The 24,546-nt window shown below is 55.5% G+C and carries 28 protein-coding genes; 22 read left to right on the forward strand and 6 right to left on the reverse strand.

Annotation, left to right across the window (positions count from 1 at the left end):
• Window positions 1-57: 57 nt before the first annotated feature.
• From ndk to B9Z35_RS05330, 19 genes are all read left to right on the forward strand, one after another.
• The gene (gene ndk / locus B9Z35_RS05240) at window positions 58-480 is read left to right on the forward strand and encodes a nucleoside-diphosphate kinase (protein WP_108282560.1); all 423 of its coding nucleotides are present in this window, start codon (window positions 58-60) and stop codon (window positions 478-480) included.
• A 44-nt stretch (window positions 481-524) separates the two neighbouring features.
• The gene (gene rlmN / locus B9Z35_RS05245) at window positions 525-1,655 is read left to right on the forward strand and encodes a 23S rRNA (adenine(2503)-C(2))-methyltransferase RlmN (RefSeq protein ID WP_108282561.1); all 1,131 of its coding nucleotides are present in this window, start codon (window positions 525-527) and stop codon (window positions 1,653-1,655) included.
• Window positions 1,652-2,191, forward strand: a complete 540-nt coding sequence (locus B9Z35_RS05250; RefSeq protein WP_108282562.1) for a tetratricopeptide repeat protein — start codon at window positions 1,652-1,654, stop codon at window positions 2,189-2,191. The genes rlmN and B9Z35_RS05250 overlap by 4 nt, the downstream gene beginning before the upstream one ends.
• 29 nt (window positions 2,192-2,220) lie before the next feature.
• Window positions 2,221-2,883, forward strand: coding sequence for a RodZ family helix-turn-helix domain-containing protein (locus B9Z35_RS05255; RefSeq protein WP_108282563.1), 663 nt, complete (start codon window positions 2,221-2,223; stop codon window positions 2,881-2,883).
• Window positions 2,873-4,132, forward strand: coding sequence for a flavodoxin-dependent (E)-4-hydroxy-3-methylbut-2-enyl-diphosphate synthase (gene ispG / locus B9Z35_RS05260; RefSeq protein ID WP_108282564.1), 1,260 nt, complete (start codon window positions 2,873-2,875; stop codon window positions 4,130-4,132). Before B9Z35_RS05255 ends, ispG begins: the two co-directional genes overlap by 11 nt.
• 93 nt (window positions 4,133-4,225) lie before the next feature.
• Window positions 4,226-5,509, forward strand: a complete 1,284-nt coding sequence (hisS, locus tag B9Z35_RS05265) for a histidine--tRNA ligase (RefSeq protein WP_108282834.1) — start codon at window positions 4,226-4,228, stop codon at window positions 5,507-5,509.
• Between the two features lie 50 nt (window positions 5,510-5,559).
• A complete protein-coding gene (locus tag B9Z35_RS05270) occupies window positions 5,560-6,231 on the forward strand; it encodes a tetratricopeptide repeat protein (protein WP_108282565.1) in 672 nt (223 codons plus the stop codon).
• Window positions 6,228-7,364, forward strand: a complete 1,137-nt coding sequence (bamB, locus tag B9Z35_RS05275) for an outer membrane protein assembly factor BamB (protein WP_233246470.1) — start codon at window positions 6,228-6,230, stop codon at window positions 7,362-7,364. Before B9Z35_RS05270 ends, bamB begins: the two co-directional genes overlap by 4 nt.
• A gap of 22 nt (window positions 7,365-7,386) precedes the next feature.
• Entirely contained in the window at window positions 7,387-8,727 is a 1,341-nt protein-coding gene (gene der / locus B9Z35_RS05280; protein WP_108282566.1) for a ribosome biogenesis GTPase Der, read from the forward strand.
• Between the two features lie 67 nt (window positions 8,728-8,794).
• A complete protein-coding gene (gene hfq / locus B9Z35_RS05285; protein WP_108282567.1) occupies window positions 8,795-9,061 on the forward strand; it encodes an RNA chaperone Hfq in 267 nt (88 codons plus the stop codon).
• A gap of 81 nt (window positions 9,062-9,142) precedes the next feature.
• Window positions 9,143-10,321: a GTPase HflX gene (gene hflX, locus B9Z35_RS05290; protein ID WP_108282568.1), complete on the forward strand. Its 1,179-nt coding sequence runs from the start codon at window positions 9,143-9,145 to the stop codon at window positions 10,319-10,321.
• A gap of 38 nt (window positions 10,322-10,359) precedes the next feature.
• On the forward strand, window positions 10,360-11,739 hold the full coding sequence (gene hflK, locus B9Z35_RS05295) for an FtsH protease activity modulator HflK (protein ID WP_233246471.1): 1,380 nt from the start codon (window positions 10,360-10,362) through the stop codon (window positions 11,737-11,739).
• A gap of 14 nt (window positions 11,740-11,753) precedes the next feature.
• Complete coding sequence (gene hflC, locus B9Z35_RS05300) at window positions 11,754-12,662, forward strand: protease modulator HflC (protein ID WP_108282569.1); 909 nt, start codon at window positions 11,754-11,756, stop codon at window positions 12,660-12,662.
• 12 nt (window positions 12,663-12,674) lie between these two features.
• Window positions 12,675-12,869, forward strand: coding sequence for a DUF2065 domain-containing protein (locus B9Z35_RS05305; RefSeq protein WP_108282570.1), 195 nt, complete (start codon window positions 12,675-12,677; stop codon window positions 12,867-12,869).
• A 49-nt stretch (window positions 12,870-12,918) separates the two neighbouring features.
• The gene (locus B9Z35_RS05310; protein WP_108282571.1) at window positions 12,919-14,085 is read left to right on the forward strand and encodes an ATP phosphoribosyltransferase regulatory subunit; all 1,167 of its coding nucleotides are present in this window, start codon (window positions 12,919-12,921) and stop codon (window positions 14,083-14,085) included.
• A 23-nt stretch (window positions 14,086-14,108) separates the two neighbouring features.
• Entirely contained in the window at window positions 14,109-15,461 is a 1,353-nt protein-coding gene (locus B9Z35_RS05315; RefSeq protein ID WP_199219768.1) for an adenylosuccinate synthase, read from the forward strand.
• Window positions 15,462-15,480: 19 nt separating this feature from the next.
• The gene (locus B9Z35_RS05320) at window positions 15,481-16,005 is read left to right on the forward strand and encodes a phosphoribosyltransferase (RefSeq protein ID WP_108282572.1); all 525 of its coding nucleotides are present in this window, start codon (window positions 15,481-15,483) and stop codon (window positions 16,003-16,005) included.
• Between the two features lie 71 nt (window positions 16,006-16,076).
• Window positions 16,077-17,294: a PLP-dependent transferase gene (locus B9Z35_RS05325; protein WP_108282573.1), complete on the forward strand. Its 1,218-nt coding sequence runs from the start codon at window positions 16,077-16,079 to the stop codon at window positions 17,292-17,294.
• A 20-nt stretch (window positions 17,295-17,314) separates the two neighbouring features.
• Window positions 17,315-18,103 (forward strand): DUF2189 domain-containing protein, encoded by a 789-nt coding sequence (locus B9Z35_RS05330; RefSeq protein WP_108282574.1) that lies wholly within the window; start codon window positions 17,315-17,317, stop codon window positions 18,101-18,103.
• Between the two features lie 2 nt (window positions 18,104-18,105).
• Here B9Z35_RS05330 and mnmH read toward each other — a convergent pair whose 3' ends face one another.
• On the reverse strand, window positions 18,106-19,191 hold the full coding sequence (gene mnmH, locus B9Z35_RS05335) for a tRNA 2-selenouridine(34) synthase MnmH (RefSeq protein ID WP_108282575.1): 1,086 nt from the start codon (window positions 19,189-19,191) through the stop codon (window positions 18,106-18,108).
• A 3-nt stretch (window positions 19,192-19,194) separates the two neighbouring features.
• A complete protein-coding gene (locus B9Z35_RS05340; protein WP_233246494.1) occupies window positions 19,195-19,791 on the reverse strand; it encodes an arylesterase in 597 nt (198 codons plus the stop codon).
• Between the two features lie 187 nt (window positions 19,792-19,978).
• Here B9Z35_RS05340 and B9Z35_RS05345 point away from each other — a divergent pair, with 187 nt between their 5' ends.
• Genes B9Z35_RS05345 through rlmB form a run of 3 tightly spaced genes read left to right on the forward strand, consistent with a single transcriptional unit; the run spans window position 19,979 to window position 21,951 of the window.
• Window positions 19,979-20,677, forward strand: coding sequence for an ABC transporter ATP-binding protein (locus tag B9Z35_RS05345; protein WP_108282577.1), 699 nt, complete (start codon window positions 19,979-19,981; stop codon window positions 20,675-20,677).
• A complete protein-coding gene (locus B9Z35_RS05350; protein WP_108282578.1) occupies window positions 20,674-21,159 on the forward strand; it encodes a RidA family protein in 486 nt (161 codons plus the stop codon). The genes B9Z35_RS05345 and B9Z35_RS05350 overlap by 4 nt, the downstream gene beginning before the upstream one ends.
• 33 nt (window positions 21,160-21,192) lie before the next feature.
• Entirely contained in the window at window positions 21,193-21,951 is a 759-nt protein-coding gene (gene rlmB / locus B9Z35_RS05355; protein WP_108282579.1) for a 23S rRNA (guanosine(2251)-2'-O)-methyltransferase RlmB, read from the forward strand.
• Here rlmB and B9Z35_RS05360 read toward each other — a convergent pair.
• Genes B9Z35_RS05360 through fabG form a run of 4 tightly spaced genes read right to left on the reverse strand, consistent with a single transcriptional unit; the run spans window position 21,948 to window position 24,524 of the window.
• Entirely contained in the window at window positions 21,948-22,577 is a 630-nt protein-coding gene (locus tag B9Z35_RS05360) for a nucleoside/nucleotide kinase family protein (protein WP_108282580.1), read from the reverse strand. The genes rlmB and B9Z35_RS05360 overlap by 4 nt on opposite strands.
• Window positions 22,568-23,164: a chromate transporter gene (locus B9Z35_RS05365; protein ID WP_108282581.1), complete on the reverse strand. Its 597-nt coding sequence runs from the start codon at window positions 23,162-23,164 to the stop codon at window positions 22,568-22,570. The genes B9Z35_RS05360 and B9Z35_RS05365 overlap by 10 nt, the downstream gene beginning before the upstream one ends.
• Window positions 23,161-23,760 (reverse strand): chromate transporter, encoded by a 600-nt coding sequence (locus B9Z35_RS05370; protein ID WP_108282582.1) that lies wholly within the window; start codon window positions 23,758-23,760, stop codon window positions 23,161-23,163. Before B9Z35_RS05370 ends, B9Z35_RS05365 begins: the two co-directional genes overlap by 4 nt.
• A complete protein-coding gene (gene fabG / locus B9Z35_RS05375; protein WP_233246472.1) occupies window positions 23,757-24,524 on the reverse strand; it encodes a 3-oxoacyl-ACP reductase FabG in 768 nt (255 codons plus the stop codon). Before fabG ends, B9Z35_RS05370 begins: the two co-directional genes overlap by 4 nt.
• Between the last annotated feature and the right edge of the window lie 22 nt (window positions 24,525-24,546).

Raw genomic sequence — 24,546 nt, forward strand, 5'->3', positions numbered from 1 at the left:
GGCTAAGCGCATCGCGCATAAAAAGTTTCAATCACAGTCAATACAGGGAAAATCCAAATGACCGAACGTACTCTCTCCATCATCAAGCCAGACGCAGTTGCTAAGAACGTCATCGGCCAAATCTACGCGCGCTTCGAAGCTGCTGGCTTGAAAGTTGTGGCCGCTCGCATGGCTCACCTGTCACGCGGCGAAGCCGAACAGTTCTACGCTGTGCACAAAGCACGTCCTTTCTTCAAAGATTTGGTTGACTTCATGGTTTCTGGCCCTGTCATGATCCAAGTGCTCGAAGGCGAAGGCGCAATTCTGAAAAACCGCGACTTGATGGGTGCTACCAACCCTAAAGAAGCCTCTGCTGGCACTATCCGCGCTGACTTCGCTGACAGCATCGATGCCAACGCTGTGCACGGTTCTGACGGCCCAGAGACAGCAGCTGCTGAAATCAGCTTCTTCTTCGCTGGCATGAACGTTTACGGTCACTAAAAGCCAATCGACGCGGTGGGCAACCACTGCGTTGGCGAATAAAAATGACGGCCAACCTGCTTGATTTTGATCTCGACGGTTTGGCCGTTTTTTGTGAGCGCTTGGGCGAGAAACGCTTTCGCGCGACACAACTGTTTCGGTGGATCCACCAAAAAGGCGCACAAGACTTTGACCAGATGTCTGATCTCGCCAAGTCGCTGCGCGAAAAGCTGAAAACCTGCGCACAGGTTCAGCCACTGACTCCCATTTCCAGACACGACTCCGCCGACGGCACCATCAAATGGCTGTTCGACGTGGGAGACGGCAACGCCGTCGAAACCGTGTTTATTCCCGAAGACGACCGAGGTACTTTGTGCGTGTCGTCGCAAGCGGGTTGCGCTGTGGGCTGCCGTTTTTGCTCTACGGGCCATCAAGGTTTTAGCCGCAACCTCACCACAGGCGAAATTTTGTCGCAGCTGTGGTTTGCCGAGCACACGCTGCGTAAACAGTTCAACACGACTGAGCGCGTCATCTCCAACGTGGTGATGATGGGCATGGGCGAGCCGCTGCAAAACTACAGCGCCTTGGTGCCAGCTTTACGCTCGATGTTGGACGACCATGGCTATGGTTTGTCACGCCGTCGTGTCACGGTGTCTACATCCGGTGTGGTGCCGATGATGGACCGCTTAGGTTTAGATGCACCAGTCGCATTGGCGGTGTCGCTGCATGCGCCAACAGACGCCTTGCGCGACAACTTGGTCCCGCTCAACCGTAAGTACCCCTTGCATGAATTGATGGACGCCTGCCGCCGCTATTTGGCGCATGCGCCGCGAGACTTCATCACCTTTGAATATTGCATGTTGGATGGTGTGAATGACCAACCCGAACACGCGCAAGCCTTGATCGATTTGGTCAAGCCCAAGCGCGGTTTGGGTGAGGGCGTGCCTTGCAAGTTCAACCTGATTCCATTCAACCCGTTTCCTGCGTCAGGCCTCACGCGCTCGAGCGCGGCGACGGTCAAAGCCTTTGCCGCGCAGCTCAGCGAAGCCGGCATCATCACCACGGTACGCAAGACGCGCGGTGACGACATTGATGCAGCGTGCGGCCAGCTCGCTGGCGATGTGAAAGACCGTACCAAGGTTGACGAGCGTATGGCCAAGCAACGCGTGATTCCTCTCACACAGGTGCCGTCATGAGTGTGTGGCGTATGCCAACTGTTGTTTGTGTGTTGTTTGCGGCCGCTTGCGGTTTGAACGCTTGCGGCTCAGCATCGAAGCAGCTTGACACGCTCACACATGCAGAACCCGGCAGCACGCGCCAACGCGCCATGCGCCGCCTGAGTTTGGCGAGTGGGTATTACGAACAAAACCAAAACGCAGTGGCGCAGCAAGAAGTGCGTGCTGCGTTGCAAATTGATCCGAATTACGCCGATGCGTACAGCTTGCTAGGCCTGATTCATCAGCGTGCCAATGCGCCTGTGTTGGCACAACAAAGTTTTGAGCAAGCTTTGCAGTTGGCTTCTCAAGCGCCCGTACGCTCTGCCGAGTTAGGCGCTATTCAGCACAACTACGGTTGGTTTTTGTGCGAACAAAACCAATTTCCTGAGGCTCAATTGCAGTTAGAACGCGCGCGCGCTCAACCTGGTTACGCTAGCTCAGACAAAACAAACAAAGCCATTGCTTTTTGCAAGACCCGTGCGGCACAAGCTGACGCGCGTCAACGCAATAATTGAACACACAACCTATTCATTTTTGAAGCCTGATGACTGAAGAAACAACCATATCGACACCTCCTAGCATCACAGCGGGTGCCTTGTTGCGTCAATTCCGTGAAGACGCAGGGTTCAAGCTCGATGTGTTGGCACAAGCGCTGCGCGTGTCTCCCGCGAAGCTGCAAGCCTTGGAGACGGACCGATTGGACGATTTGCCTGACGCCATGTTTGCGCGTGCCCTGACATTGGCGGTGTGCCGTCAGTTGAAGGTCGATGCTGCGCCTGTATTGGCCTTGCTGCCAGGGCAAGATGTGTCTCGCCTCGCCGCCAAAAATGAACGCGGTTTGGACTTTCCATTGGATCGTCCTTCCTTTTTACCGCAGTCCAGCTTTGTGGTGGTCGCACGATTGTTCACCCCTTTGCGCTGGGCTTCATTGGCGATTTTGGGTTTGGCCTTGGTGATTGGGTTTTGGCCTGAAATTCATGGTCTCTTGGTGTTCAAAGAGGAACCGTCGGTCGCGTCTGTGGTGGTGCCCGTGACTTCACCTATTGTGGCGTTGCCCTCAACTGAAGCCCCTGCATCCGCTGTCGAAAATGTCTCCGGCACGATGGTTGTGACCACGGTGCACTCTGCAGCAGTGGCCGCCCAGGCGGGACAAAATGCCAACGTCACCCCACCTGCTAGCGCTTCAGGAGTGTCTGATGGCAAATAACGCCAACCCTCAAGGCATTGCCTTGTCGCAGCCTAAAGCACGTCGCAGTTTGCAAGCGCGAGTGACATGGGGCGACCATGTGGTGACCGTCGGTGGTGACGCGCCCGTGCGCGTGCAGTCCATGACCAATACCGACACGGTGGACGCGATTGGCACTGCCATTCAAATCAAAGAGCTCGCCCTAGCCGGTTCAGAGTTGGTGCGTATCACCGTGAATACGCCCGAAGCTGCCGCTGCTGTGCCCTATGTGCGAGAGCAACTCGACAAGATGGGCATCAACGTGCCTTTGATTGGCGACTTCCACTACAACGGCCACCGTTTGCTGACCGATTTTCCAGACTGCGCACAAGCGCTGTCCAAGTACCGCATCAACCCCGGCAACGTGGGTAAGGGCGATAAGCACGACAAGCAGTTTGGCCAAATGATTGAAGCCGCGATGCGCTACCACAAAGCCGTGCGCATCGGTGTGAATTGGGGCAGTTTGGATCAAGAGTTGCTTGCCAAGTTGATGGATGAAAACGCATTGCGCGCCAATCCCTTCGATGCCAAGCAAGTGATGTATGAAGCGCTCATCACCTCGGCCATTGACTCTGCCAAATTGGCACAAAGCATGGGTATGCCACCTGAGCAAATTTTGCTCAGCTGCAAAGTCAGTGGTGTGCAAGACCTCATCGCCGTCTATCGTGAGCTGGCCCAGCGCTGCAATTACCCGTTGCATTTGGGCCTCACCGAAGCGGGCATGGGCACAAAGGGCACGGTGGCTTCGGCTACGGCGTTGTCCATCTTGTTGCAAGAAGGCATTGGCGACACCATTCGTGTCTCGCTCACACCGCAGCCCGGTGAAGCGCGCACGCAAGAGGTAGTGATTGCCTCTGAAATTTTGCAAGCCTTAGGCCTGCGCACTTTTGTCCCCAGCGTCACCGCATGTCCTGGTTGCGGTCGCACGACCAGCACCACCTTCCAAGAAATGGCCAAGTCGATTGACGACTTCCTACGCGCCCAAATGCCTGTGTGGCGCAACCAATACCCAGGGGTTGAAAATCTCAAGGTCGCGGTGATGGGCTGCATCGTCAATGGCCCCGGTGAGAGTAAGCATGCCGACATTGGTATCAGCTTGCCCGGCAACGGCGAAGCGCCTGCGGCCCCTGTGTTCATTGACGGTGAAAAAGCCATGACCTTACGCGGCGACAACATCGCGCAAGAGTTCCACCAAATTGTTGAAAACTACATTGAAAAGCGCTTTGGTTAAATCCCGCGCAGCCTGACCGTGACGACAGAAAACAAAACAACAAACACGCCCACCAAGCCCGCCAAAGCGCAAGCCTTGACCGCCGTCAAAGGCATGAACGATTTGCTCCCTCCCGCCTCAGCCCAATGGGAATGGCTGGAAGACAAAGTGCGCGGCTTGATGGCGCGCCATGCGTATCACAACTTGCGCACACCCATCGTCGAGCCCACCGCCTTGTTTGTTCGCGGCCTGGGTGAAGTGACCGACATTGTGGAAAAGGAGATGTACTCCTTTGAAGACCGCTTGAACGGCGAGCAGCTCACCTTGCGCCCTGAGGCAACCGCTGGTGTGGTGCGCGCGGTGGTTGAGCACAACATGCTCTACAACGGTGGTCAGCGCCTGTATTACATGGGCCCCATGTTTCGCCACGAACGACCACAGCGTGGCCGTTATCGCCAATTCCATCAAATTGGCGCGGAAGCGTTGGGCTTTCCTGGCGCCGAAGTGGATGCAGAACTTATTTTGTTGGCTGCCACGCTCTGGCAAGAACTGGGTTTGCAAGACGTGCGTTTGGAGCTCAACAGCTTGGGCCAGCCCAACGAACGTGCGGCCCATCGCGCTGCACTCATCGCGCACTTAGAAGCACACGCCGATGTGTTGGATGAAGAAGCCAAGCGTCGCTTGCACACCAACCCGCTGCGCATCTTGGACACCAAGAACCCCGCCATGCAATCGGTGGTGGAAGCCGCACCAAAGTTGATCGACTTCTTGGGCGAAGCCTCTCTGGCTCACTTCAATGCCGTCAAAGCCATTCTGGATGCCAGTGGCGTGGCCTATCGCATCAACCCACGCTTGGTGCGTGGCATGGATTACTACAACCTCACTGTGTTTGAGTTTGTGACCGACCGCTTGGGCTCGCAAGGCACCATCTGCGGCGGTGGCCGTTACGACTATTTGATCGAGCAAGTTGGCGGCAAACCCGCACCCGCCGTGGGTTGGGCTTTGGGCGTGGAGCGTGTGCTGGAGTTGCTCAAAGAGCAGGGCACATTGCCAGAAGCCACTGGACCTGACGTGTACGCCATCGTGCCCGATGCAGCAGCTTTGCCTGTGGTGTTCAAAACCATCCAAACCCTGCGTGCTCAAGGTGTGTCCGTGCAAATGCATGCAGGGGCAGGTGAGGGCATGGGCAGCATGAAATCACAGTTCAAGAAAGCCGATGGCAGCGGCGCACAGTTTGCCTTGATTTTTGGCGGCGATGAGCTGGCCCGAGGCGAAGTTACCCTCAAGTCCTTGCGCGATGGTGCAGGTGCGCAAGAGGCCTTGCCCTTGGCTGATGTGACCGTTCGTGTGGCGGCCAAACTGGCGCTGGGCGTTGTCTCGTCTCAATCTGTGGCTTAACCAAGCCGAGCCCTACAATCCGCTAAATTTTTAGTCAATCCTTTATCACCATGGCATCACCTCTCGACCTCGAAGAACAAGAACAACTGGACGAACTCAAGCACTTTTGGAAGCGCTGGGGTGACCTCATCACCTGGATGATGATCGTCGTGTTGGGTGGCTATGCCGCATGGATGGGCTGGCAGTCCTATTCAACCAAACAAGCGGCACAAGCCGCCGCGTTGTACGACACGGTCGAGCGTTCCGCGATCGGCGGCGACATTACCTTGCTTGATCGCTCAGTGGCAGACATCAAAGACAAATTCGCCAGCACCACTTATGCGCAACAAGCTGCTTTGTTGGCCGCCCGTGTGTACAACGACAAGGATCGCAAAGCCGATGCCAAAGCGCAACTGACTTGGGTCGTCGACAAAGCCAGCGATGAAGGCTATCAAGCCTTGGCACGTTTGCGCTTGGCGTCACTGCTGATCGAAGACAAAGCTTATGACGAAGCCCGCAAGCACCTCACTGCCAAAACACCCGAAGCCTTTGCGCCCTTGATGGCTGACCGCTTGGGTGACTTGGCCATGTTGCAATCGCAGTCGGCTGAAGCCGTTCAACACTACAAAAATGCGTGGAAGGGCTTTGAGCCCAACGCCGAGTATCGTCGTTTGGTTGCTGTCAAATTGGCGGCTTTGGGCGCTGATCCTGAAGATAAAACAGCGGTGGAGAGCAAAAAGTGAACACAACTTCGTCTCGCTGGATACTGCTTAATCGTCTCAGCCTAGCTGCTGCCTGCTTGGCATTGGCTGCATGCTCTGGCCCCTCACGTCCCAAGCCTACCGAAATTCAGGGAGTGACCGTTTTGCAAGACGTGCGCACCAGCTGGACGGCTCAATTGGGCAAGGTTGACTTTCCTTTGGTCGTTTCCGCCAAAGATGATCGCATTGCATTGGCCAACAGCCAAGGCGTCGTCGCTGTTTTAGATGCCAACACCGGCAAGGATGTGTGGCGTTTGAAGCTCGACCACGCTATTTCGGCAGGCGTGGGCAGTGATGGCCAGCAACTGGCTGTGGTCACTCGAAACAACGAGCTTGTCACGTTGCAAGATGGCAAGGTGCAGTGGCGCAAGAGTTTGCCCGCTCAATCCTTCACAGCACCCTTAGTGGCAGGTGCGCGTGTTTTCGTTCTAACGGCAGACCGATCTGTCATCGCCTTTGATGGCGCCACGGGGCGCCAACTTTGGACGCAACAGCGCCCAGGCGAGCCTTTGGTGTTGAAGCAGGCCGGTGTGTTGTTGGCATTCAAAAACACCTTGCTCGTCGGTTTGTCTGGTCGTTTGGCAGGGCTGGATCCCAATACAGGCGTGATTCGCTGGGAATCTGCCATTGCCACACCGCGTGGCACCAATGATATCGAGCGCTTGGTCGACTTGGTCGGCCCATTTGACCGCGTGGGTGATGTCGTGTGCGTTCGTGCCTTCCAAGCCGCCGTGGGTTGTGTTAACGTCGAGCGCGGTCAAGGCGTGTGGACACGTCCTTCCGCAGGTGAAATGGGTGTGAGTGGCAACGAGAATTTGCTGATTGCCCCTATGTCAAATGGCGTGGTGCAAGCGTTCAACCGCATCAATGGCGAACGTCTTTGGGACACAGAGCGCTTGAAATACCGCATCTTGAGCGCACCACTTGTCACGCCGCGCGGTGTGCTGGTGGCTGATAACGGCGGTTGGTTATATCTGCTGTCGCTGGCTGACGGCGCGCTGCTCAACCGCATCAAGCTCGACTCTGAAGAATTGGCAACCGCCCCTGTGTTTGCAGGTGGGCGCTATGTGGTGGTCACACGCGAAGGTCGCGTGACTGGCCTCCAAATGCCCTAAGGGCAAGTTAAAGGATTAAGTTTTGAAACCCGTATTGGCCTTAGTTGGCCGTCCCAACGTTGGCAAGTCCACCTTGTTCAACCGTTTGACCAAATCGCGTGATGCCATCGTAGCCGACTTCGCGGGCTTGACCCGCGACCGTCACTACGGCAATGCCCGTTTTGATAAACACGAATTCATCGTCATCGACACCGGTGGTTTTGAACCTACCGCTGACAATGGCATCTACAAAGAGATGGCTCGTCAAACACAACAAGCCGTGGCCGAAGCTGATGTGGTGGTGTTTGTGGTGGATGCGCGTGGTGGCATTTCGGCCCAAGACCACGACATTGCCAACTACCTGCGCCGCCTGGGTAAGCCCACGATTTTGGTGGCCAACAAAGCTGAGGGTATGAAAGAGGGCGCTCAGCTGGTCGAGTTTTATGAGCTGGGCTTGGGCGAAGTGTTGCCCGTGTCGGCCTCACACGGCCAAGGTATTCGCGACATGATGGCGCAAGCTTTGGCGCCGTTGAATTTGGCCGACCCAGACGAAGAAGATGCAGATGCCGACAGCGGCACTATCAAGCTGGCTGTGGCTGGTCGCCCCAACGTGGGTAAATCAACCCTCATCAATACGTGGTTGGGCGAAGAGCGCTTGGTGGCGTTTGACATGCCCGGCACCACGCGTGACGCTATCAGCGTGCCGTTTGAGCGTAATGGCCAGATGTTTGAACTCATCGACACGGCTGGTTTGCGCCGCAAAGGTAAAGTCTTTGAAGCCATCGAGAAGTTCTCGGTGGTCAAAACCTTGCAAGCCATTGAATCCGCCAACGTGGTCCTGTTGTTGCTTGATGCCACGCAGGGCGTGACTGACCAAGACGCGCACATCGCAGGCTACATCTTGGAAAGCGGCCGTGCCGTGGTGCTGGCCGTGAACAAATGGGATGCGGTGGATTCGTACCAGCGCGAGTTGCTGATGCGCTCGATTGAGACACGTTTGCCGTTCTTGAAGTTTGCGGCCATGCACTTCATCTCGGCCAAGAAACGCCAAGGCTTGGGCCCGCTGTGGGGTGCTATTGCGCAAGCCCACCGCGCGGCCATGTGCAAGATGCCTACGCCCTTGCTGACCCGCTTGCTGCTGGAAGCCGTGCAGTTTCAGTCGCCTCAGCGCGGCGGCATGTATCGCCCCAAGCTGCGCTATGCCCACCAAGGTGGCATGAACCCGCCTATCATCGTGATTCACGGCAACTCGCTTGAGCACGTGACCGAAACCTACAAACGCTTCTTGGAAGGCCGCTTCCGCAAAGCCTTTAATTTAGAAGGTACCCCCTTGCGAATTGAGATGAAGACCTCAAGTAATCCTTATGCAGGCAAAGACGACTGACCATGAAGGCCTTCGGGCTCTGTGGTAACGTGGGATTTCTTTCAACTTATCAGACACGGAGAATATCGTGAACACCGACAACTCAAAGAACAAAGGCCTACTGTTGCAAGACCCATTTTTGAATATCCTGCGCCGCGAGCATGTGCCCGTGTCCATTTACTTGGTTAACGGCATCAAGCTGCAAGGCCAAATCGAATCATTTGACCAATACGTCGTCTTGCTGCGCAACACTGTGACGCAAATGGTGTACAAACACGCGATTTCGACCATCGTGCCAGGCCGTGCTGTGAATTTCAACCCCACCGACGGCACTGGCAGTTCGCCAGAAGTCTGAGCTTGAACGCTCTGCAAAAAGGGCTGTTTCAGCCCTTTTTTTGCGCCTGACTTTGACGTTTTTATTTCCTAGATTGACCGCTTGAACGACACACCTCAAAAAACAGCTGGCGTCACCATTTTGGTAGGCGTTGATTTCGGCTTGCCGCATTTCGATGGCGAGCTAGAAGAGCTCGGCCTGCTGGCCGAAACCGCGGGCTTGAAGCCTATCGCGCGCATCACTTGCAAGCGCAAAGCGCCTGATGCCGCGTTGTTTGTGGGCAGCGGCAAGGCTGACGAAATCAAAGAGCTGGCCCTCATGCATGGCGCTACTGAGATTTTGTTTGACCAGTCGCTCAGTCCAGCGCAGCAGCGCAACCTAGAGCGACACATGGGCGTCGCGGTGAATGACCGCACCTTGCTGATTTTGGAAATCTTTGCCCAGCGCGCCCGTAGCCATGAAGGCAAGCTGCAAGTCGAGTTGGCCAAGCTGCAATATTTGAGCACGCGCTTGGTGCGACGCTGGTCGCACTTGGAGCGTCAAAGCGGTGGTATTGGTATGCGTGGTGGCCCTGGCGAGACACAGATTGAGCTGGACCGCCGGATGATCAATGATTCGATCAAGCGCACCAAAGAGCGCTTAGACAAAGTTAAAAAGCAACGCAGCACCCAGCGCCGCCAACGCAACCGTCGTGATGCCTTCACCATTTCGTTGGTTGGATATACCAACGCGGGAAAATCCACCTTGTTCAACGCCTTGGTCAAAGCCCGCGCCTATGCGGCCGACCAACTGTTTGCAACGCTCGACACCACCACACGCCAGTTGTATTTGGGCCATGCCGATGGCACGGGTCGCTCGGTGTCGTTGTCAGACACGGTCGGTTTTATTCGCGATTTGCCGCACGGCTTGATTGATGCCTTCCAAGCCACCTTGCAAGAGGCGGCGGACGCCACGTTGCTGATGCATGTGGTGGACGCATCGAACACGAATTACCCAGAGCAGATGGTCGAGGTTCAAAAGGTCTTGGCCGAGATTGGCGCGGTTGATGTGCCGCAAGTCTTGGTGTTCAACAAACTCGACGCCATGAGCCCCGAAACACGTCCCATGCAGCTGCACGACCACTTTACGGTGGATGGACTTAGCGTGCCCCGTTTCTTTGTGAGCGCCCAAACCGGTGAGGGTTTGGCTGCTTTGCGTGAGTTTTTGGCCCAAGAGGCGTTATCCAGCCTGCCCGAAGACCATGCAAATTCACAGGAATTGGAATCAGGCCTGAATCCTTAGGCACAATTGAAGACTTCAGAGATAAAACAACGATGCGCATGAACTCCAACACCCACACGGTCAGCCCCAAATCTTGGCGTGCGCGACTGCTCGGCATGTTCAACCTCAACGATGGCCGCTGGGGCCGCGACAAAGATGGCAACCCCACCTTCGACCCCAACGGTGCGCACCCCGTGCCGCCTTCCAGCGAAGAGAAAAAGCCGCAAGAAGAACCCAAGCGTCCACCCGTCGGCGCAGGCGGCCCACCAGATCTCGACGAGTTGTGGCGCGACTTCAACGCCAAGCTCTCGGGCTTGTTTGGCAGCAAAAACGGTGGCTCTGAACCTCCTAACAATAACGGCACGCCCAACGGCCCCGACTTCAAGGCCGCGCGCTTTGGCGTAGGTGTGGTTGGTGCTGTGGCCGTGGCGATTTGGCTCAGCACTGGTTTTTTCATCGTACAAGAAGGCCAACAAGCCGTGATCACCCAGTTTGGCCGTTACCACTCGACGGTGGGTGCAGGTTTCAACTGGCGTTTGCCTTACCCATTCCAACGTCAAGAGCTGGTGTTTGTCACCCAAATCCGATCGGTCGATGTGGGCCGTGACAACATTGTCAAAGCCACAGGCTTGCGCGAGTCAGCGATGCTGACCGAAGACGAAAACATCCTCGAAATCAAATTTGCTGTGCAATACCGCTTGACCGATGCACGGGCCTATTTGTTTGAAACCAAGAACCCCACTGAAACCGTGGTGCAAGCGGCTGAAACCGCAGTGCGCGAAGTGGTGGGCAAGATGAAGATGGACGCCGCGATGTCCGAAGAGCGTGACCAAATTGGCCCACGCATTCGCACCATCATGCAGGGCATCTTGGACCAATACAAAGTAGGTGTCGAAGTGGTCGGTATCAACTTGCAGCAAGGTGGTGTGCGTCCTCCAGAGCAAGTACAAGCCGCGTTTGACGATGTGCTCAAAGCCGGTCAAGAACGCGAACGCGCCAAGAACGAAGCCGAAGCCTACGCCAACGACGTGGTACCACGTGCCGTGGGTGCCGCTTCGCGTTTAAAGCAAGAAGCCGATGGCTACAAAGCCCGCATCGTGGCCCAAGCCGAGGGTGATGCACAACGCTTCAAGTCGCTGGTGACTGAATACCAAAAGGCTCCACAAGTGATGCGTGATCGCTTGTACATCGACGCGATGCAGCAGATCTACAGCAACACCACCAAGGTGTTGGTCGATACAAAGCAAGGTTCCAACTTGTTGTACTTGCCTTTGGACAAGATCATTCAGCAAGCAGGTCAGAGCAACAGTGCAGCACCTGCCGCAGCGCCTACTGATGCTGCACATAACAATGCTGCCAACACACCCGCCAACCCAAGTGCGCCTGCGGCAGATGCCCGCGCACGCGATGGCCGCTCACGCGACCGTGATGGCCGTTGATAGGGGACACGAACATGCAAACGAACAAAATCGGTTTTTATATTTCTTCAGTGCTCGTGGCACTGGGCTTGCTGAGCTCCACACTCTTTGTGGTGGACCAACGCCAGTTTGGCGTGGTGTATTCCTTTGGCCAAATTAAGAACGTCATCACTGAGCCCGGCTTGAACATCAAGCTGCCGCCACCGTTCCAAAACGTAAGCTACATCGACAAACGTTTGCTCACGCTGGACAACGCCGACACTGAACCCATGCTCACTGCTGAGAAGCAACGTGTGGTGATTGACTGGTATGCCCGTTGGCGTATCACAGACCCTTCACAGTACATCCGTAACGTGGGCCTTGACGAAAATGCGGGTGCAGTGCAGTTGGCCCGTGTGGTGCGTAATGCGTTTCAAGAAGAAATTAACAAACGCACTGTGAAAGAGTTGCTGTCATTGAAGCGCGAAGAACTCTTGAGCGATGTGAAGCGCGAGGTACTGGCTGCCGTCAAAGGTGCCAAGCCTTGGGGTGTGGACGTGATTGACGTGCGCATCACTCGAGCTGACTATGTGGATGCCATTACCGAATCGGTCTATCGCCGCATGGAAGCCGAGCGTAAACGCGTGGCCAACGAGCTGCGCTCGACCGGTGCAGCCGAAGGCGAAAAAATTCGTGCCGATGCCGATCGCCAACGTGAAGTAACCGTGGCTAACGCCTACCGTGAAGCGCAAAAAATCAAAGGTGAGGGCGATGCCGAAGCCGCGCGTTTGTATGCCGATTCGTTTGGCCGCGATGCCAACTTTGCCCAGTTCTATCGCAGTTTAGAAGCCTACAAAACCACGTTCAGTAAAAAGAGCGACGTGATGGTGGTTGACCCATCGAGCGACTTCTTCAAAGCCCTGCGTGGCAGCGGTGGTGGCAGCGCGCCAGCGCCTAAGAAGTAAAAGGTTTCTTGTATGAGCTTAGACAGCGACACGCTGTGGGCCGCGTTCGGACTGATGCTGATTTTTGAAGGCCTCATGCCCTTTGCATCCCCCCAAGGTTGGCGCGACAAAATGGCGCAACTCATGGTGCTGCAAGACGGTCAAATCCGCTTTTTCGGCTTGGTCTGCATCTTGGCTGGTCTTTTGATGCTCTGGTGGCTGGGTTAAGGGCGATAAGCCCTGTAAAATCTCGGTTTTAACAGCCTCCCTTAATTACATGTCTGCTTGGGTTCTGCCGGATCACATCGCCGATGTTCTGCCTTCTGAGGCCCGGCACATCGAAGAGCTGCGTCGTTTGTATCTCGACACAGCTAGAGGCTATGGCTACGAGCTGGTCATGCCGCCATTGCTTGAGTACCTCGAATCACTGCTGTCCGGTACCGGCCGAGCACTCGATTTACAAACTTTCAAACTGGTCGACCAGCTCTCAGGCCGTACTTTGGGCCTGCGCGCTGACACCACGCCGCAAGTCGCCCGCATTGATGCCCATTTGCTCAACCGTGCTGGCGTGACCCGCTTGTGCTATTGCGGCCCCGTGTTGCACACCCGCCCAGACCGCCCGTTTGCCACCCGCGAGCCGTTGCAGTTTGGCGCTGAAATTTATGGCCATGCGGGTATCGAGGCCGATCTTGAAGTGTTGCACTTGGCGTTAGACGCTCTCAAGGCTGTTTCTATCAACCAATTCACCCTTGATTTGAGCGATGCCCGCATCGTGCCAGCATTACTGAGCGGCGTGACTTTGACTGCTGAGGCGCGTGATGCGTTGCACAGCGCTCTTGCTGCTAAAGACACAACAGGTGTTCAAGCGCTCACCAAAGACTTGCCCGCCAACGTGCGCACAGCCCTAGTGGCTTTGGTCAGCATGTATGGCGATGCATCTGTGTTGGCTCAAGCTGAAAAAGCGTTTGCTTCGTGGCCTGTGGTCATGCAAGCCTTGGCAGAGTTGCGCCAAATCGCAACGGACATGCAAGATGTGGCCATCACCTTTGACTTGGCCGATTTGCGCGGCTACACCTATTACAGCGGCGTGCGCTTTGCCATCTTTGTGCCGGGGGCCAGCGATGCCTTGGTGCGCGGTGGTCGCTACGACGAAGTGGGCGCGGTGTTTGGCCGTAAGCGTCCCGCTGTAGGCTTTAGCTTGGACCTGAAAGAGTTGGTCAGCGTGGTGCCTGAACGCGCCCTCAAAGCCGCCATCCGTGCGCCTTGGGGTACTGCGAAAGGTTTGCGCGAAGCCATTGCCACCTTGCGTGCCAATGGCGAAACCGTGGTCTGCGTGTTGCCAGGCCATGAGAGTGAAGTTGATGAATTTAACTGCGATCGTGAACTGATCGAAGTGGCCGGCCAATGGGCCGTTCAAGCGATTCCCGTCGGTCAAGCCCTTTAATTTTTTTTAGTAATCGAGTGGATATGAGTACTACCCAAGGACATACCGTGGCTGCAACCAAAGGCCGTAACGTCGTCGTGGTCGGCACCCAATGGGGTGACGAAGGCAAAGGTAAATTGGTCGATTGGTTGACCGAAACCGCTACCGGCGTGGTGCGCTTTCAAGGCGGCCACAACGCAGGCCACACCTTGGTCATCAACGGTGTGAAAACGGCCCTGCATTTGATCCCCAGCGGCATCATGCGACCCGGCGTCAAGTGCTACATCGGCAACGGTGTGGTGTTGTCTGCACCTAAGCTGCTTGAAGAAATTGCTGGCCTCGAAAAAGCCGGCGTTGAAGTGCGTTCACGCTTGCGCATCAGCGAAGCTTGCCCCCTCATCTTGCCTTACCACGCTGCCATTGATGTGGCACGTGAAGCCGCGAAAGAGAAGGCCGGTACTGCCAAGATCGGCACCACAGGTCGTGGCATTGGCCCCGCTTACGAAGACAAAATTGCACGTCGTGCTTTGCGCGTGCAGGACCTGAAGCACCCAGAGCGCTTCGCCACCAAACTGCGCGAGAACCTTGAGCTTCACAACCATGTGTTGACCGATATCTTGCACGCACCCGCTGTGGACTACGACACCGTCTACAACGAAGCCATGGCTTATGCCAAAGAAATCTTGCCCATGGTGGCCGACGTGTCACGCGAATTGAACGAAGCCCACAAGGCTGGTGCCAACCTGTTGTTTGAAGGCGCACAAGGCACCTTGCTCGACGTCGACCACGGCACTTACCCCTTCGTCACCTCTAGCAACTGCGTGGCCGGTAACGCCGCTGCAGGCGCAGGCGTTGGCCCCGGCATGTTGCACTACATCTTGGGCATCACCAAGGCCTACTGCACACGCGTAGGCGGCGGTCCATTCCCAACCGAACTCGATTGGGAAAAAGAAGGTACACCCGGCTACCACATGGCAACCGTGGGCGCAGAGAAGGGCACCACCACCGGCCGCTCACGCCGTTGCGGTTGGTTTGATGCCGCCTTGCTCAAGCGCAGTGCGCAGGTGAACGGCCTCACAGGTTTGTGCATCACCAAGCTCGACGTGCTCGACGGCTTGACCGAATTGCTCTTGTGCGTGGGCTACGAATTGGACGGCGAAAAAATCGACATCTTGCCTATGGGCGCAGACGAGATTTCACGTTGCAAACCCATCTACGAAACCATCCCAGGCTGGACCGACAGCACTGTGGGTGTGACCGATTACAACAAGCTGCCAAAGGCCGCACAGCATTACCTGAACCGCATCGCCGAAACCACAGGCGTGCCCATTCACATGGTGTCAACCAGCCCAGACCGTGACCACACGATCTTGCTGACGCACCCCTACATCGCTTAATTTTTAAAAGGACCAAACCATGTTGACCGAAGACGGCAAACACCTGTACGTGTCTTATGACGAGTACCACAACCTGATTGAAAAACTCGCCATCAAGATTCACCAATCTGGCTGGGAATTCGACACCATTCTGTGCTTGGCACGTGGCGGCATGCGCCCAGGCGACATCTTGTCGCGCATCTTCGACAAGCCTTTGGCCATCATGTCCACCAGCTCGTACCGTGCTGACGCAGGCACTGTGCAAGGCCACTTGGACATCGCTCGTTTCATCACCACACCGAAAGGCGAAATCGCTGGTCGCGTGTTGTTGGTAGATGACTTGGCTGACACCGGCCACACCTTGAAGGCTGTGGTGGACCAACTCAAGAACAATTACGCGCCCATCACTGAGTTGCGTACCGCTGTGATTTGGACCAAAGGTGTGTCGGCGTTTGCACCCGACTACTCGATGGATTACTTGCCCACGAACCCATGGATTCATCAACCGTTTGAGCCGTATGACAGCATGCGCCCAGCGGCTTTGTTGGAGAAGTGGAAGGTTTAACTTCACTTCGCTGGCTTTATGAACTCCGCTTCGGCGGAGTTTTTCGTTTCTCGGCTGGTTAATATCGGTGCATGACCCGCAGCACCGACCTCATTCACCACGCCTACCTTCCCCCCGCTGAATTTGAAGCACCACAAGTCGGTGTGTTCAAAGCCTCGACGGTCATCTTTCCCAACGTCGCGGCCATGCGCACGCGCGAGTGGATGGACAAGTCGGCTTACACCTACGGCTTGCATGGCACACCCACCACGTTCACGCTGGAAGAGCGCTTAGCCACCTTAGAAGGCGGCACGCATTGCATCCTCACACCCAGCGGATTGGCTGCCATTGCGCATGTGGATTTCGCGTTGCTTAAAACCGGCGATGAGGTGTTGATTCCAGATAACGCCTATGCGCCCAACAAGTCTTTGGCCGAAGGCGAGTTGGCGCAGTTTGGGGTCACGCATCAGGTGTACGACCCGTTGGATGTGAACGACTTGGCTGCGCTCATCACACCACGTACGCGATTGGTGTGGCTTGAAGCGGCGGGTTCGGTGACGATGGAGTTTCCAGACCTTGTGGCCATGGTGCAGCTGTGTAAAGCGCGCGGTGTGCTGTGCGCACTGGATAACACGTGGGGCGCAGGCTTGGCGTTCAATGCGTTTGATTTGACGCCAGGGCAGTGCCAGCTGGGAGTAGACCTGACCATTCATGCACTCACTAAATACCCGAGTGGCGGCGGTGATGTGTTGATGGGCAGCATCGTCACACGCAGCGATGAATTGGCGCGTGTCTTAAAGCTCACCCACATGCGCTTGGGCACAGGCGTGGGTGCGAACGATGCAGAGATGGTGTTGCGCTCATTGGCCAGTATGCCGCTGCGCTACAAAGCGCAAGACATGGCTGCACGTACGCTTGCTGCTTGGTGCGCATCGCAACCAGCGTTTAGCCAAGTGCTGCATCCTGCGCTAAGCAGTTCGCCCGGTCATGCACATTGGCAGGATTTATGTGTGTCGCCTCAAGAGCCTGAAGGTTTGGCTGCTGGCATTTTCAGTGTGGTGATGGATGCGCGTTTCCCCGCTCACGCAGTAGATGCATTTTGCGATAGCCTCAAGTTGTTCAAGATCGGTTATAGCTGGGGCGGCCCGATGAGTTTGGTCATGCCCTACAACATGACTCGGAGCCGCGCACACGCTACGTCGCATTTGCAACGGGGTTGTGTGGTTCGGTTTTGTATTGGGCTTGAGGATGTGAATGATTTGCAAAAAGACATTTCGCAGGCCTTGAATATCGCGAAATTACAAAACTAAAGCCCACGAGAGGGGGAGACATGCAACAACTGGTGCCCGACGAGAAACATGACCGCATTGAAATAAAGCTACTTCGATTCAGTGATCCCTTTCGATGGTTATGGCTAGGTTTACGCGACATGGTGTCGCAGCTTTGGATCAGCTTTTTCTACGGGTTTTGTTTTTGGCTGATGGCACTCATTTTGCTCGCGGTATTCAAAAGTAATCCTGAATACACCTTGTCTGCGGTATCGGGTTGTTTGTTGATCGGACCTTTCTTGGCGATGGGCTTGTACGACGTGAGCATGCATATGGAGCGTGGTGAGCCGCCGAGCATGGGCAGTTCACTGACCTGTTGGGAGTCGCACTTGAAGAGCATGACGATGCTCATCCTGGTGATGGTGGTATTGGAGTTGTTGTGGGGCCGTGCCTCGTTGGTGGTGTTTGCCGTGTCGTTCAACACGGGCGGCATGCCCACCACGGCCACCGTGCTAGAAGCCGTATTTAACCCAGAAAACTGGGAGTTCATCATTGTCTATGCCTGTGTCGGCGGCTTCTTTGCAGGTTTAATATTTGCCAGCATGATGGTGTCTATCCCCATGATTTTGGACCGCGATACAGATGCCATCACCGCTTGCATCACCAGCATGCGAGTGTTTGTGGATCACACCGCCGTGTCCATGCTTTGGGCTGTACTCATTCTTGTGTTGGGGGTGTTGGCGATGTTGCCCTCTGCTGCAGGCTTGCTGGTTGTGGGACCTTGGTTAGGCTTTGCCAGCTGGCATGCGTACCGTGCCTCTGTGCATGTGACAGGTTCGCTCAACACTTAGATTCAAGCCGCGTTTGTTTCGCATAAGACCTTGGCCAATTGGCGTAAGGAGTTTGGTTGACGGTCTTTGGCGATGCAGGGTGTGGCTTGTCCACCTTGTGTGAAATTGCGCACCATCGACGCTGCATAAGTGGGGTCGTAGTGCAGCACTAGTAGTTCGCGCACCACTTGGTCGATGTGGCCCGCGTGAATCTGTTCTTTCCAAGCCTCGATCACAGCCTTGCCGCGAATGGCCACCAACGCATCTAGCCGGCGGCCAAACAAATCTTGGTCATCCACAAAAAATTTGTAGTCTTCCATCAGCAAGGCCACGCGTTCATCCAAGCTGAGCTGCAGCTCAAAGCAAGGGCTGTCGCGCATGGCCAGCATGAGTGATTCGGGGATGGACAGGTTGCCTACTTTGCGGCTTTCAGACTCAACAAAGACGGGGCGTGCTGGGTCAAAACTACGCAGTGCTTGCCACACCAACGTGTCAAAACGTTTTTGGCTAGGCTGGGGCTGGCCAGGAATATGGCCAAGCACCGAGCTGCGATGAGACGCGAGCTCTTCCAAGTCTAGCACCTGCGCACCTTCGGCCGCCAGTGCATAGAGCAAACGCGTTTTGCCTGAACCCGTAGGGCCAGAGATGACTTTGAATTGCAAAGGGGCCACGCGCTTAGGAATGTCTTCCACCATGGCCGCACGAAAGGCTTTGTAGCCACCTTCGATCAAGTTCACTTTGAAGCCAATTTGGCCCAATACCAATGACAGAGAGCCGCTGCGCTTGCCACCACGCCAGCAGTAAATGAGCGGCTGCCAGTTCTTGGGCAGCTCTAACACTTCACGTTGGATGTGGCGTGCGATGTTGGCCGCCACCATGGCCGCGCCATGCTTTTGCGCTTCGAAAGCACCCTGTTGCTTGTACATGGTCCCTACAAAGATGCGCTCCTCGTTGTTGAGCGAGGGCCAGTTGACGGCATGGGGCAGGTGGTCGAGTGCGTATTCGCCCTCGCTGCGTGCATCGATGATGGTGCTGAAACCGCCGGGCGTTCCCAGCGGAATGGCCATGCGGGCCAAGGCGTCTTGCGCCGAGATAAAGGTAACGCTCACGGTTTATAAATTCTTTTTAATTTCGGGCCACACGTTGGCCAACATGCGCGGATGCGCTTCGGCTTTGGGGTGGATGCGGTCGGGTTGAAACTGCACGGTGGCATCGGGCGCGTCGGCAATGCCCTTGAGGAAAAATGGGACCAAGCCTGTTCGGTATTTCTTGGCTAGGTTGGCAAACATCACCGAGAACTTGGCGCTGTAGTCTGGCCCGTAGTTGGGTGGTATTTGCATGCCCACAAGCACCACGCGTGCATTGACAGCGCGACAGGCTTGAATCATGGCTTCGAGGTTATTTTGCGTGCTGTCCAAATCGAGGCCGCGGAGGGCGTCGTTGCCACCCAATTCAATCACCACTTGTATGGGGCGCACTTGGTCGAGCATGGCCGGCAGGCGAGAGCGGCCACCCGCAGTGGTGTCGCCGCTGATGCTGGCATTGACTACGCGCACATCGGGGCGCTCGGCTTGCAGCTTGTCGGCCAACAATGCCACCCAACCTTTGCCGCGAGGAATGCCGTATTCGGCGCTGAGTGAGTCGCCCAGCACCAAAATCGTAGCGGCAGGTACTGTGCCTGGCGGAGGTGCAGAGCCGGGTGGTGGCACTTGGCTTGGATAGGGTTGTCCACGTCGGCGGTGTGGGCCGGTGGAGGTGATTTCGCCTTCCACGCCTTGGCCCGACGAGGTGATGATGCTTTGTTGTGCCGAAGCTGTGCCCAGGCCCAATGTCCCCAGCAAAGCAGCACCCAGTGCGCCCAAGTTAAAGTCACGTCTCAACAACCCATTGCGCTTCATGACCCAGCCTTCATTTGAAAAATCATCCACATCGCCTTTGATGGTTGTCTCGCATTTGTCGAAATCAGTGCAAGACGCCAGCGGCACACTGCACATTCTCCGCGATATCGACTTCCATCTAGCGCCCCAGCAGTCATTGGCCATTGTGGGCGCGTCGGGTTCAGGCAAAAGCACCTTGTTGTCCATCATGGCGGGGCTCGATACCCCCACGCAGGGCACGGTGTGGCTGGGTGGCGTGGATATGTTTGCGATGGACGAAGACGCACGCGCCGCAGTGCGCGCACGCCAAGTGGGCTTTGTGTTTCAAAGCTTCCAGCTCTTGGGCAATATGACCGCCCTAGAAAACGTCATGCTGCCGTTGGAGTTGGCTGGCTTGCCCAACCCCCGTGCGGCTGCCAAAGACATGCTGATGCGCGTGGGTTTGGGCGAACGCTTGGGCCATTACCCCAAGGTGCTGTCGGGCGGCGAACAGCAACGTGTGGCCTTGGCCCGCGCCTTTGTGGTGAAGCCCGCCTTGTTGCTGGCCGATGAGCCCACAGGCAGCTTGGATCATGCTAGCGGCGAGCGCATCATGGATTTGATGTTTGAGCTGAACAAAGAACTTGGCACCACGTTGGTGTTGGTCACGCATGATTTGAAGCTGGCCGCGAGATGCGATCAGGCCATCACGATTGAAGCGGGGAGAGTTGTTCAATGACGCAATCGGCAGATGCCAGATTCTTAGAGCAAGCCCAACTCCTAGGCTACAGCTTCGATGGCGAAATCAAAATCGGCGGCAACTATGTGCCATTAGTGCGTGACGGGCATCACTTTTATGTGAGTGGTCAAATTCCTCGCGTGGGCAATACGGTTGTGGTGACTGGGGCTGTGGGGGTTGAGGTTTCGTTGGTTGACGCTCAAAAGGCAGCCAAGGTGTGTGTGATGCGGGGCTTGGCATTGCTGCAACGGGCATTGGGAAGCTTGGGGCACATCCAATCGGTGCCGCGCATCACCGTGTACGTGCAATCTGCCTCAACTTTCACACAACAAAGTGAAGTGGCAGATGGTGCATCTGAAGTGTTGTTTCAGGTGCTCGGACCGCAGGCCGGGGCACATTCACGCACCTCGGTTGGCGTATTGCAACTGCCCAAGAATGCTGCGGTTGAAATTGATTTGATCGCTTCTATTTGGTCGAACTGATTGAGTGGGCAGGTCAAGGGATAATCAGGGCATATGTCTTCAGCCCCTAAAGTTCTCTTCGGCTTTCATGCCGTTGGCGTGCGCGTCAAAACAGCGCCGCAATCCATCATCGAAATCTACTTTGACCCCACGCGCCGTGATGCGCGTATGCGTCAATTCATCGAACGTGCCACCGAGTCAGGTGTGCGTTTGATCGAGGCCGATGGCCCACGTTTGGCCAAACTCTCGGGCGGTCACGGCCACCAAGGTGTGGCAGCGCGTGTGAGCGAAATCAAGCAAGTACATTCCTTGGATGAGTTGCTCGAAGGCATTGAAAAAATTGAAGCACCTTTGATCTTGGTGCTCGACGGTGTGACCGACCCACACAACTTAGGCGCGTGTTTGCGTGTGGCTGATGGGGCAGGTGCACATGCGGTCATTGCGCCCAAAGACCACGCGGTAGGCATCAATGCTACGGTGGCGAAGGTAGCCAGTGGTGCGGCCGAGACGGTGCCTTATTTCATGGTGACCAATTTGGCGCGTACCTTGAACGAACTCAAAGAACGCAACATTTGGATCATTGGCACGAGCGACGATGCACCAAAGACCTTGTACCAAGTCGACCTCAAAGGTGCGACGGCGTTGGTGTTGGGAGCCGAGGGCGATGGCATGCGTCAGCTCACGCGCAAAACGTGTGACGAGCTCATCAGTATCCCGATGTGTGGTGGTGTGGAGAGCTTGAACGTGTCAGTGGCCAGCGGGGTGTGTTTGTACGAAGCACGCCGTCAACGCATGGCTGATCAAGCCGCTTAAGCTTCCCAGCGAAACACCACATCTGCTTTGGCTCGCTCTGCCTCAATGCGTTGCGCATTGGGCTCATCGGTGTGTTGCACCCAATCGGCTGCGTCTTTTGCATTGCGACCAAACTGCTGATGGCGCTGCATCAAACGGCTCACGCGCAAGTCTTGTTGCACATCGACAAACCATGTTTCATCGAGCAGCGCTTGCACTTGATTCCACGGTGAATCACTGAGCAGCAGGTAATTGCCTTCCACCACGATGAGTGGTGTGGAGTGCTGAACTGCGATGGCTCCTGCCACGCCTTCTTCTAAAGTGCGCTCATAGCTGGGTGCGTACACCACTTCATCTGGGTTTTGCTTACGAAGACGTTTGAGCAAAGCGATGAAACCAAATGCATCAAAGGTGTCGGGCGCACCCTTGCACTGCTTGCGGTCCAAACGTTCTAACTCCATATTGGCCAAATGAAAACCATCCATGGGCACCACTTGAATGGCATCGGGCCATTGGGTGGCTAATGCCTGAGCGAGTGTCGATTTACCAGCGCCAGGTGAGCCGACCAAACCCAGAATGCAGCGCTCTCCTAGCTGCAACAACTCTTCAACGCGTTGTTGGTACAGCGCTGGAATTGTCAAATCCATCCCAAGGCTCCAAGCAACGCACCAAAGCCCAAGAGCAGCAGCAAGTGTGTTTTGGTCTTCCACACAATGACTGTGGTGGCAGCAGCCAAGACCCAAACTGGCCAATCGCGTGCAGGGTTTTCGTGGTTGCCTGTGAGCAACCAACCCGTGGCAATGAGCAGTGCAATCACGATGGGGGCCATGCCGCTTTTGAAGGCTTTGACCGCCAGCATCTCGCGGTTGCGGTGTGCCCATTGCGTAGCAACGAAGGTGAGGGTGCATGACGGAATCATGATGCCCACCATAGTGATGAGCACGCCCCACAAGGCCAATGCCACCGCAGGCCAGCCAGCTGCTAAACCTCCGCCAGCGTTAAGGCCTACGTTCCAACCCATCAATGCAACGAACATCACGTTGGGTCCAGGTGCACCTTGTGCCAATGCGATGGATGAGGTGAACTGCGTGTCGCTGAGCCAATGTGTTTCATCCACCAAGTAACGGTGAATATCGGGTGCCGTGGTGATGGCTCCGCCTACGGCTAAGAGAGAGAGCGAAATGAAGTGCAAAAATAGCGAGCCCCAGTCGGCGAGTGATAGGGTAATGCTCATATTGCACCTCGCTGCTTGATGCAATGTGCTGACCACACACTTGCCAAAGGTCCTAGGCTCAATAGCACCCACGCCAATTGCAATCGCAGCAGTCCGATGGCAATGAATGTGAGAGCACCAATACCAATGCAGGTCAGCAAACCCATCGGGTTATTTTTAAGTGCACCCATGAGCTTGATGCCTACTGCTGCAATCAGCCCAGCAGATACCGCACCCATACCACGCAACATGCCTTGCACCACTGCTGAGTCTGCGACGCCTGCTACAGCAGCTGCCAGCAACAGCACCAACACAGTTGGTGCCAATAGCAAGCCACTCAGCGCTGCCAATGCACCAGCAATGCCAAAGCTGCGCCCGCCAATCATCAGCGCGAGATTCACCACATTTGGCCCGGGCAAAATTTGTGCGACGGCCCAGTCTTCGATGAATTCATCGTTGGTTAGCCATTGTTTTTTATCGACTAACTCCCGCTGTACAACGGCCAACACACCGCCGAAGCCTTGCAGGGCTAGCAATGTGAACGACACAAACAAATCGGTTTTGCTTTGCGGTGCATTCGATGCAGTGCTGTGGTGCGTTTGCTTGACATCACTCATAAGGTCAAGCCGCCAGCGACTTCAATCACAGTGCCATTGATGTAAGACGCTTCATCACTGGCCAAGAAAGCGTAGACATTGGCAATATCCTCCGCTTGGCCTAGGCGTTTGAGTGGCACACGATCTTTCATTTCTTGGATCACTTTTGCTGGAATGGTCGACAGAATTGGGGTTTCAATAAAGCCTGGAGCTATTGCATTGACCCGAATGCCTTTAGGGCCGAGTTCGCGGCTCCAAGTTTTAGTGAATCCAATCACGCCAAACTTGGTGGCTGCATAGTTGGTTTGTCCGAAGTTGCCATAGATTCCAACGACGGAAGATGCATTCAATATCACACCGCTGCCTTGCGCCACCATGATGTCTGTCACTGCTTGTGCGCAATGAAACACGCCGCGCAGGTTGACATCAATCACACGATCAAACTGCTCCAAGGTCATTTTTTGCAAGCGCGCATCTTGTGTGATGCCAGCGTTGTTGACCAATACATCGATGCAGCCGAATTTCTCATGCACTGTTTTTACAGTTGCATCGACCATCTCACGTTGGGTGACATCCACCACAAAACCCATCGCCTGCACGCCTATGGCTTGGCATTGTTTTACCGCAAGGTCAACTGCTTGTTGTTTCACGTCACACACGATCACGATTGCACCTTCATGCGCAAATTTAAGCGCAGTAGCTAATCCAATGCCTTGTGCTGCACCAGTGATGAGGCTGACTTTGTCTTTTAAGCGCAGGTTTTGTGAGTTTGTGTTTGAGTTCATGTGTTTAGTTTAAACACGGCGT

It is taken from the genome of Limnohabitans sp. Jir61, from assembly GCF_003063545.1.
GTDB lineage: Bacteria > Pseudomonadota > Gammaproteobacteria > Burkholderiales > Burkholderiaceae_C > Limnohabitans.

Bases quoted from the DNA above. Each gene is read 5' to 3' on its own strand.
- B9Z35_RS05270 (WP_108282565.1), top strand. From the start codon at position 5,560: ATGGCATCACCTCTCGACCTCGAAGAACAAGAACAACTGGACGAACTC.
- B9Z35_RS05325 (WP_108282573.1), top strand. From the start codon at position 16,077: ATGACCCGCAGCACCGACCTCATTCACCACGCCTACCTTCCCCCCGCT.
- B9Z35_RS05315 (WP_199219768.1), top strand. From the start codon at position 14,109: ATGAGTACTACCCAAGGACATACCGTGGCTGCAACCAAAGGCCGTAAC.
- B9Z35_RS05365 (WP_108282581.1), bottom strand. From the start codon at position 23,164: ATGAGCATTACCCTATCACTCGCCGACTGGGGCTCGCTATTTTTGCAC.
- B9Z35_RS05305 (WP_108282570.1), top strand. From the start codon at position 12,675: ATGAGCTTAGACAGCGACACGCTGTGGGCCGCGTTCGGACTGATGCTG.
- ispG (WP_108282564.1), top strand. From the start codon at position 2,873: ATGGCAAATAACGCCAACCCTCAAGGCATTGCCTTGTCGCAGCCTAAA.
- rlmN (WP_108282561.1), top strand. From the start codon at position 525: ATGACGGCCAACCTGCTTGATTTTGATCTCGACGGTTTGGCCGTTTTT.
- fabG (WP_233246472.1), bottom strand. From the start codon at position 24,524: ATGAACTCAAACACAAACTCACAAAACCTGCGCTTAAAAGACAAAGTC.
- B9Z35_RS05255 (WP_108282563.1), top strand. From the start codon at position 2,221: ATGACTGAAGAAACAACCATATCGACACCTCCTAGCATCACAGCGGGT.
- rlmB (WP_108282579.1), top strand. From the start codon at position 21,193: ATGTCTTCAGCCCCTAAAGTTCTCTTCGGCTTTCATGCCGTTGGCGTG.
- B9Z35_RS05250 (WP_108282562.1), top strand. From the start codon at position 1,652: ATGAGTGTGTGGCGTATGCCAACTGTTGTTTGTGTGTTGTTTGCGGCC.
- hflC (WP_108282569.1), top strand. From the start codon at position 11,754: ATGCAAACGAACAAAATCGGTTTTTATATTTCTTCAGTGCTCGTGGCA.
- hflK (WP_233246471.1), top strand. From the start codon at position 10,360: ATGAACTCCAACACCCACACGGTCAGCCCCAAATCTTGGCGTGCGCGA.
- B9Z35_RS05370 (WP_108282582.1), bottom strand. From the start codon at position 23,760: ATGAGTGATGTCAAGCAAACGCACCACAGCACTGCATCGAATGCACCG.
- B9Z35_RS05310 (WP_108282571.1), top strand. From the start codon at position 12,919: ATGTCTGCTTGGGTTCTGCCGGATCACATCGCCGATGTTCTGCCTTCT.
- B9Z35_RS05350 (WP_108282578.1), top strand. From the start codon at position 20,674: ATGACGCAATCGGCAGATGCCAGATTCTTAGAGCAAGCCCAACTCCTA.
- ndk (WP_108282560.1), top strand. From the start codon at position 58: ATGACCGAACGTACTCTCTCCATCATCAAGCCAGACGCAGTTGCTAAG.
- B9Z35_RS05360 (WP_108282580.1), bottom strand. From the start codon at position 22,577: ATGGATTTGACAATTCCAGCGCTGTACCAACAACGCGTTGAAGAGTTG.
- hisS (WP_108282834.1), top strand. From the start codon at position 4,226: ATGAACGATTTGCTCCCTCCCGCCTCAGCCCAATGGGAATGGCTGGAA.
- B9Z35_RS05320 (WP_108282572.1), top strand. From the start codon at position 15,481: ATGTTGACCGAAGACGGCAAACACCTGTACGTGTCTTATGACGAGTAC.
- B9Z35_RS05345 (WP_108282577.1), top strand. From the start codon at position 19,979: ATGACCCAGCCTTCATTTGAAAAATCATCCACATCGCCTTTGATGGTT.
- B9Z35_RS05330 (WP_108282574.1), top strand. From the start codon at position 17,315: ATGCAACAACTGGTGCCCGACGAGAAACATGACCGCATTGAAATAAAG.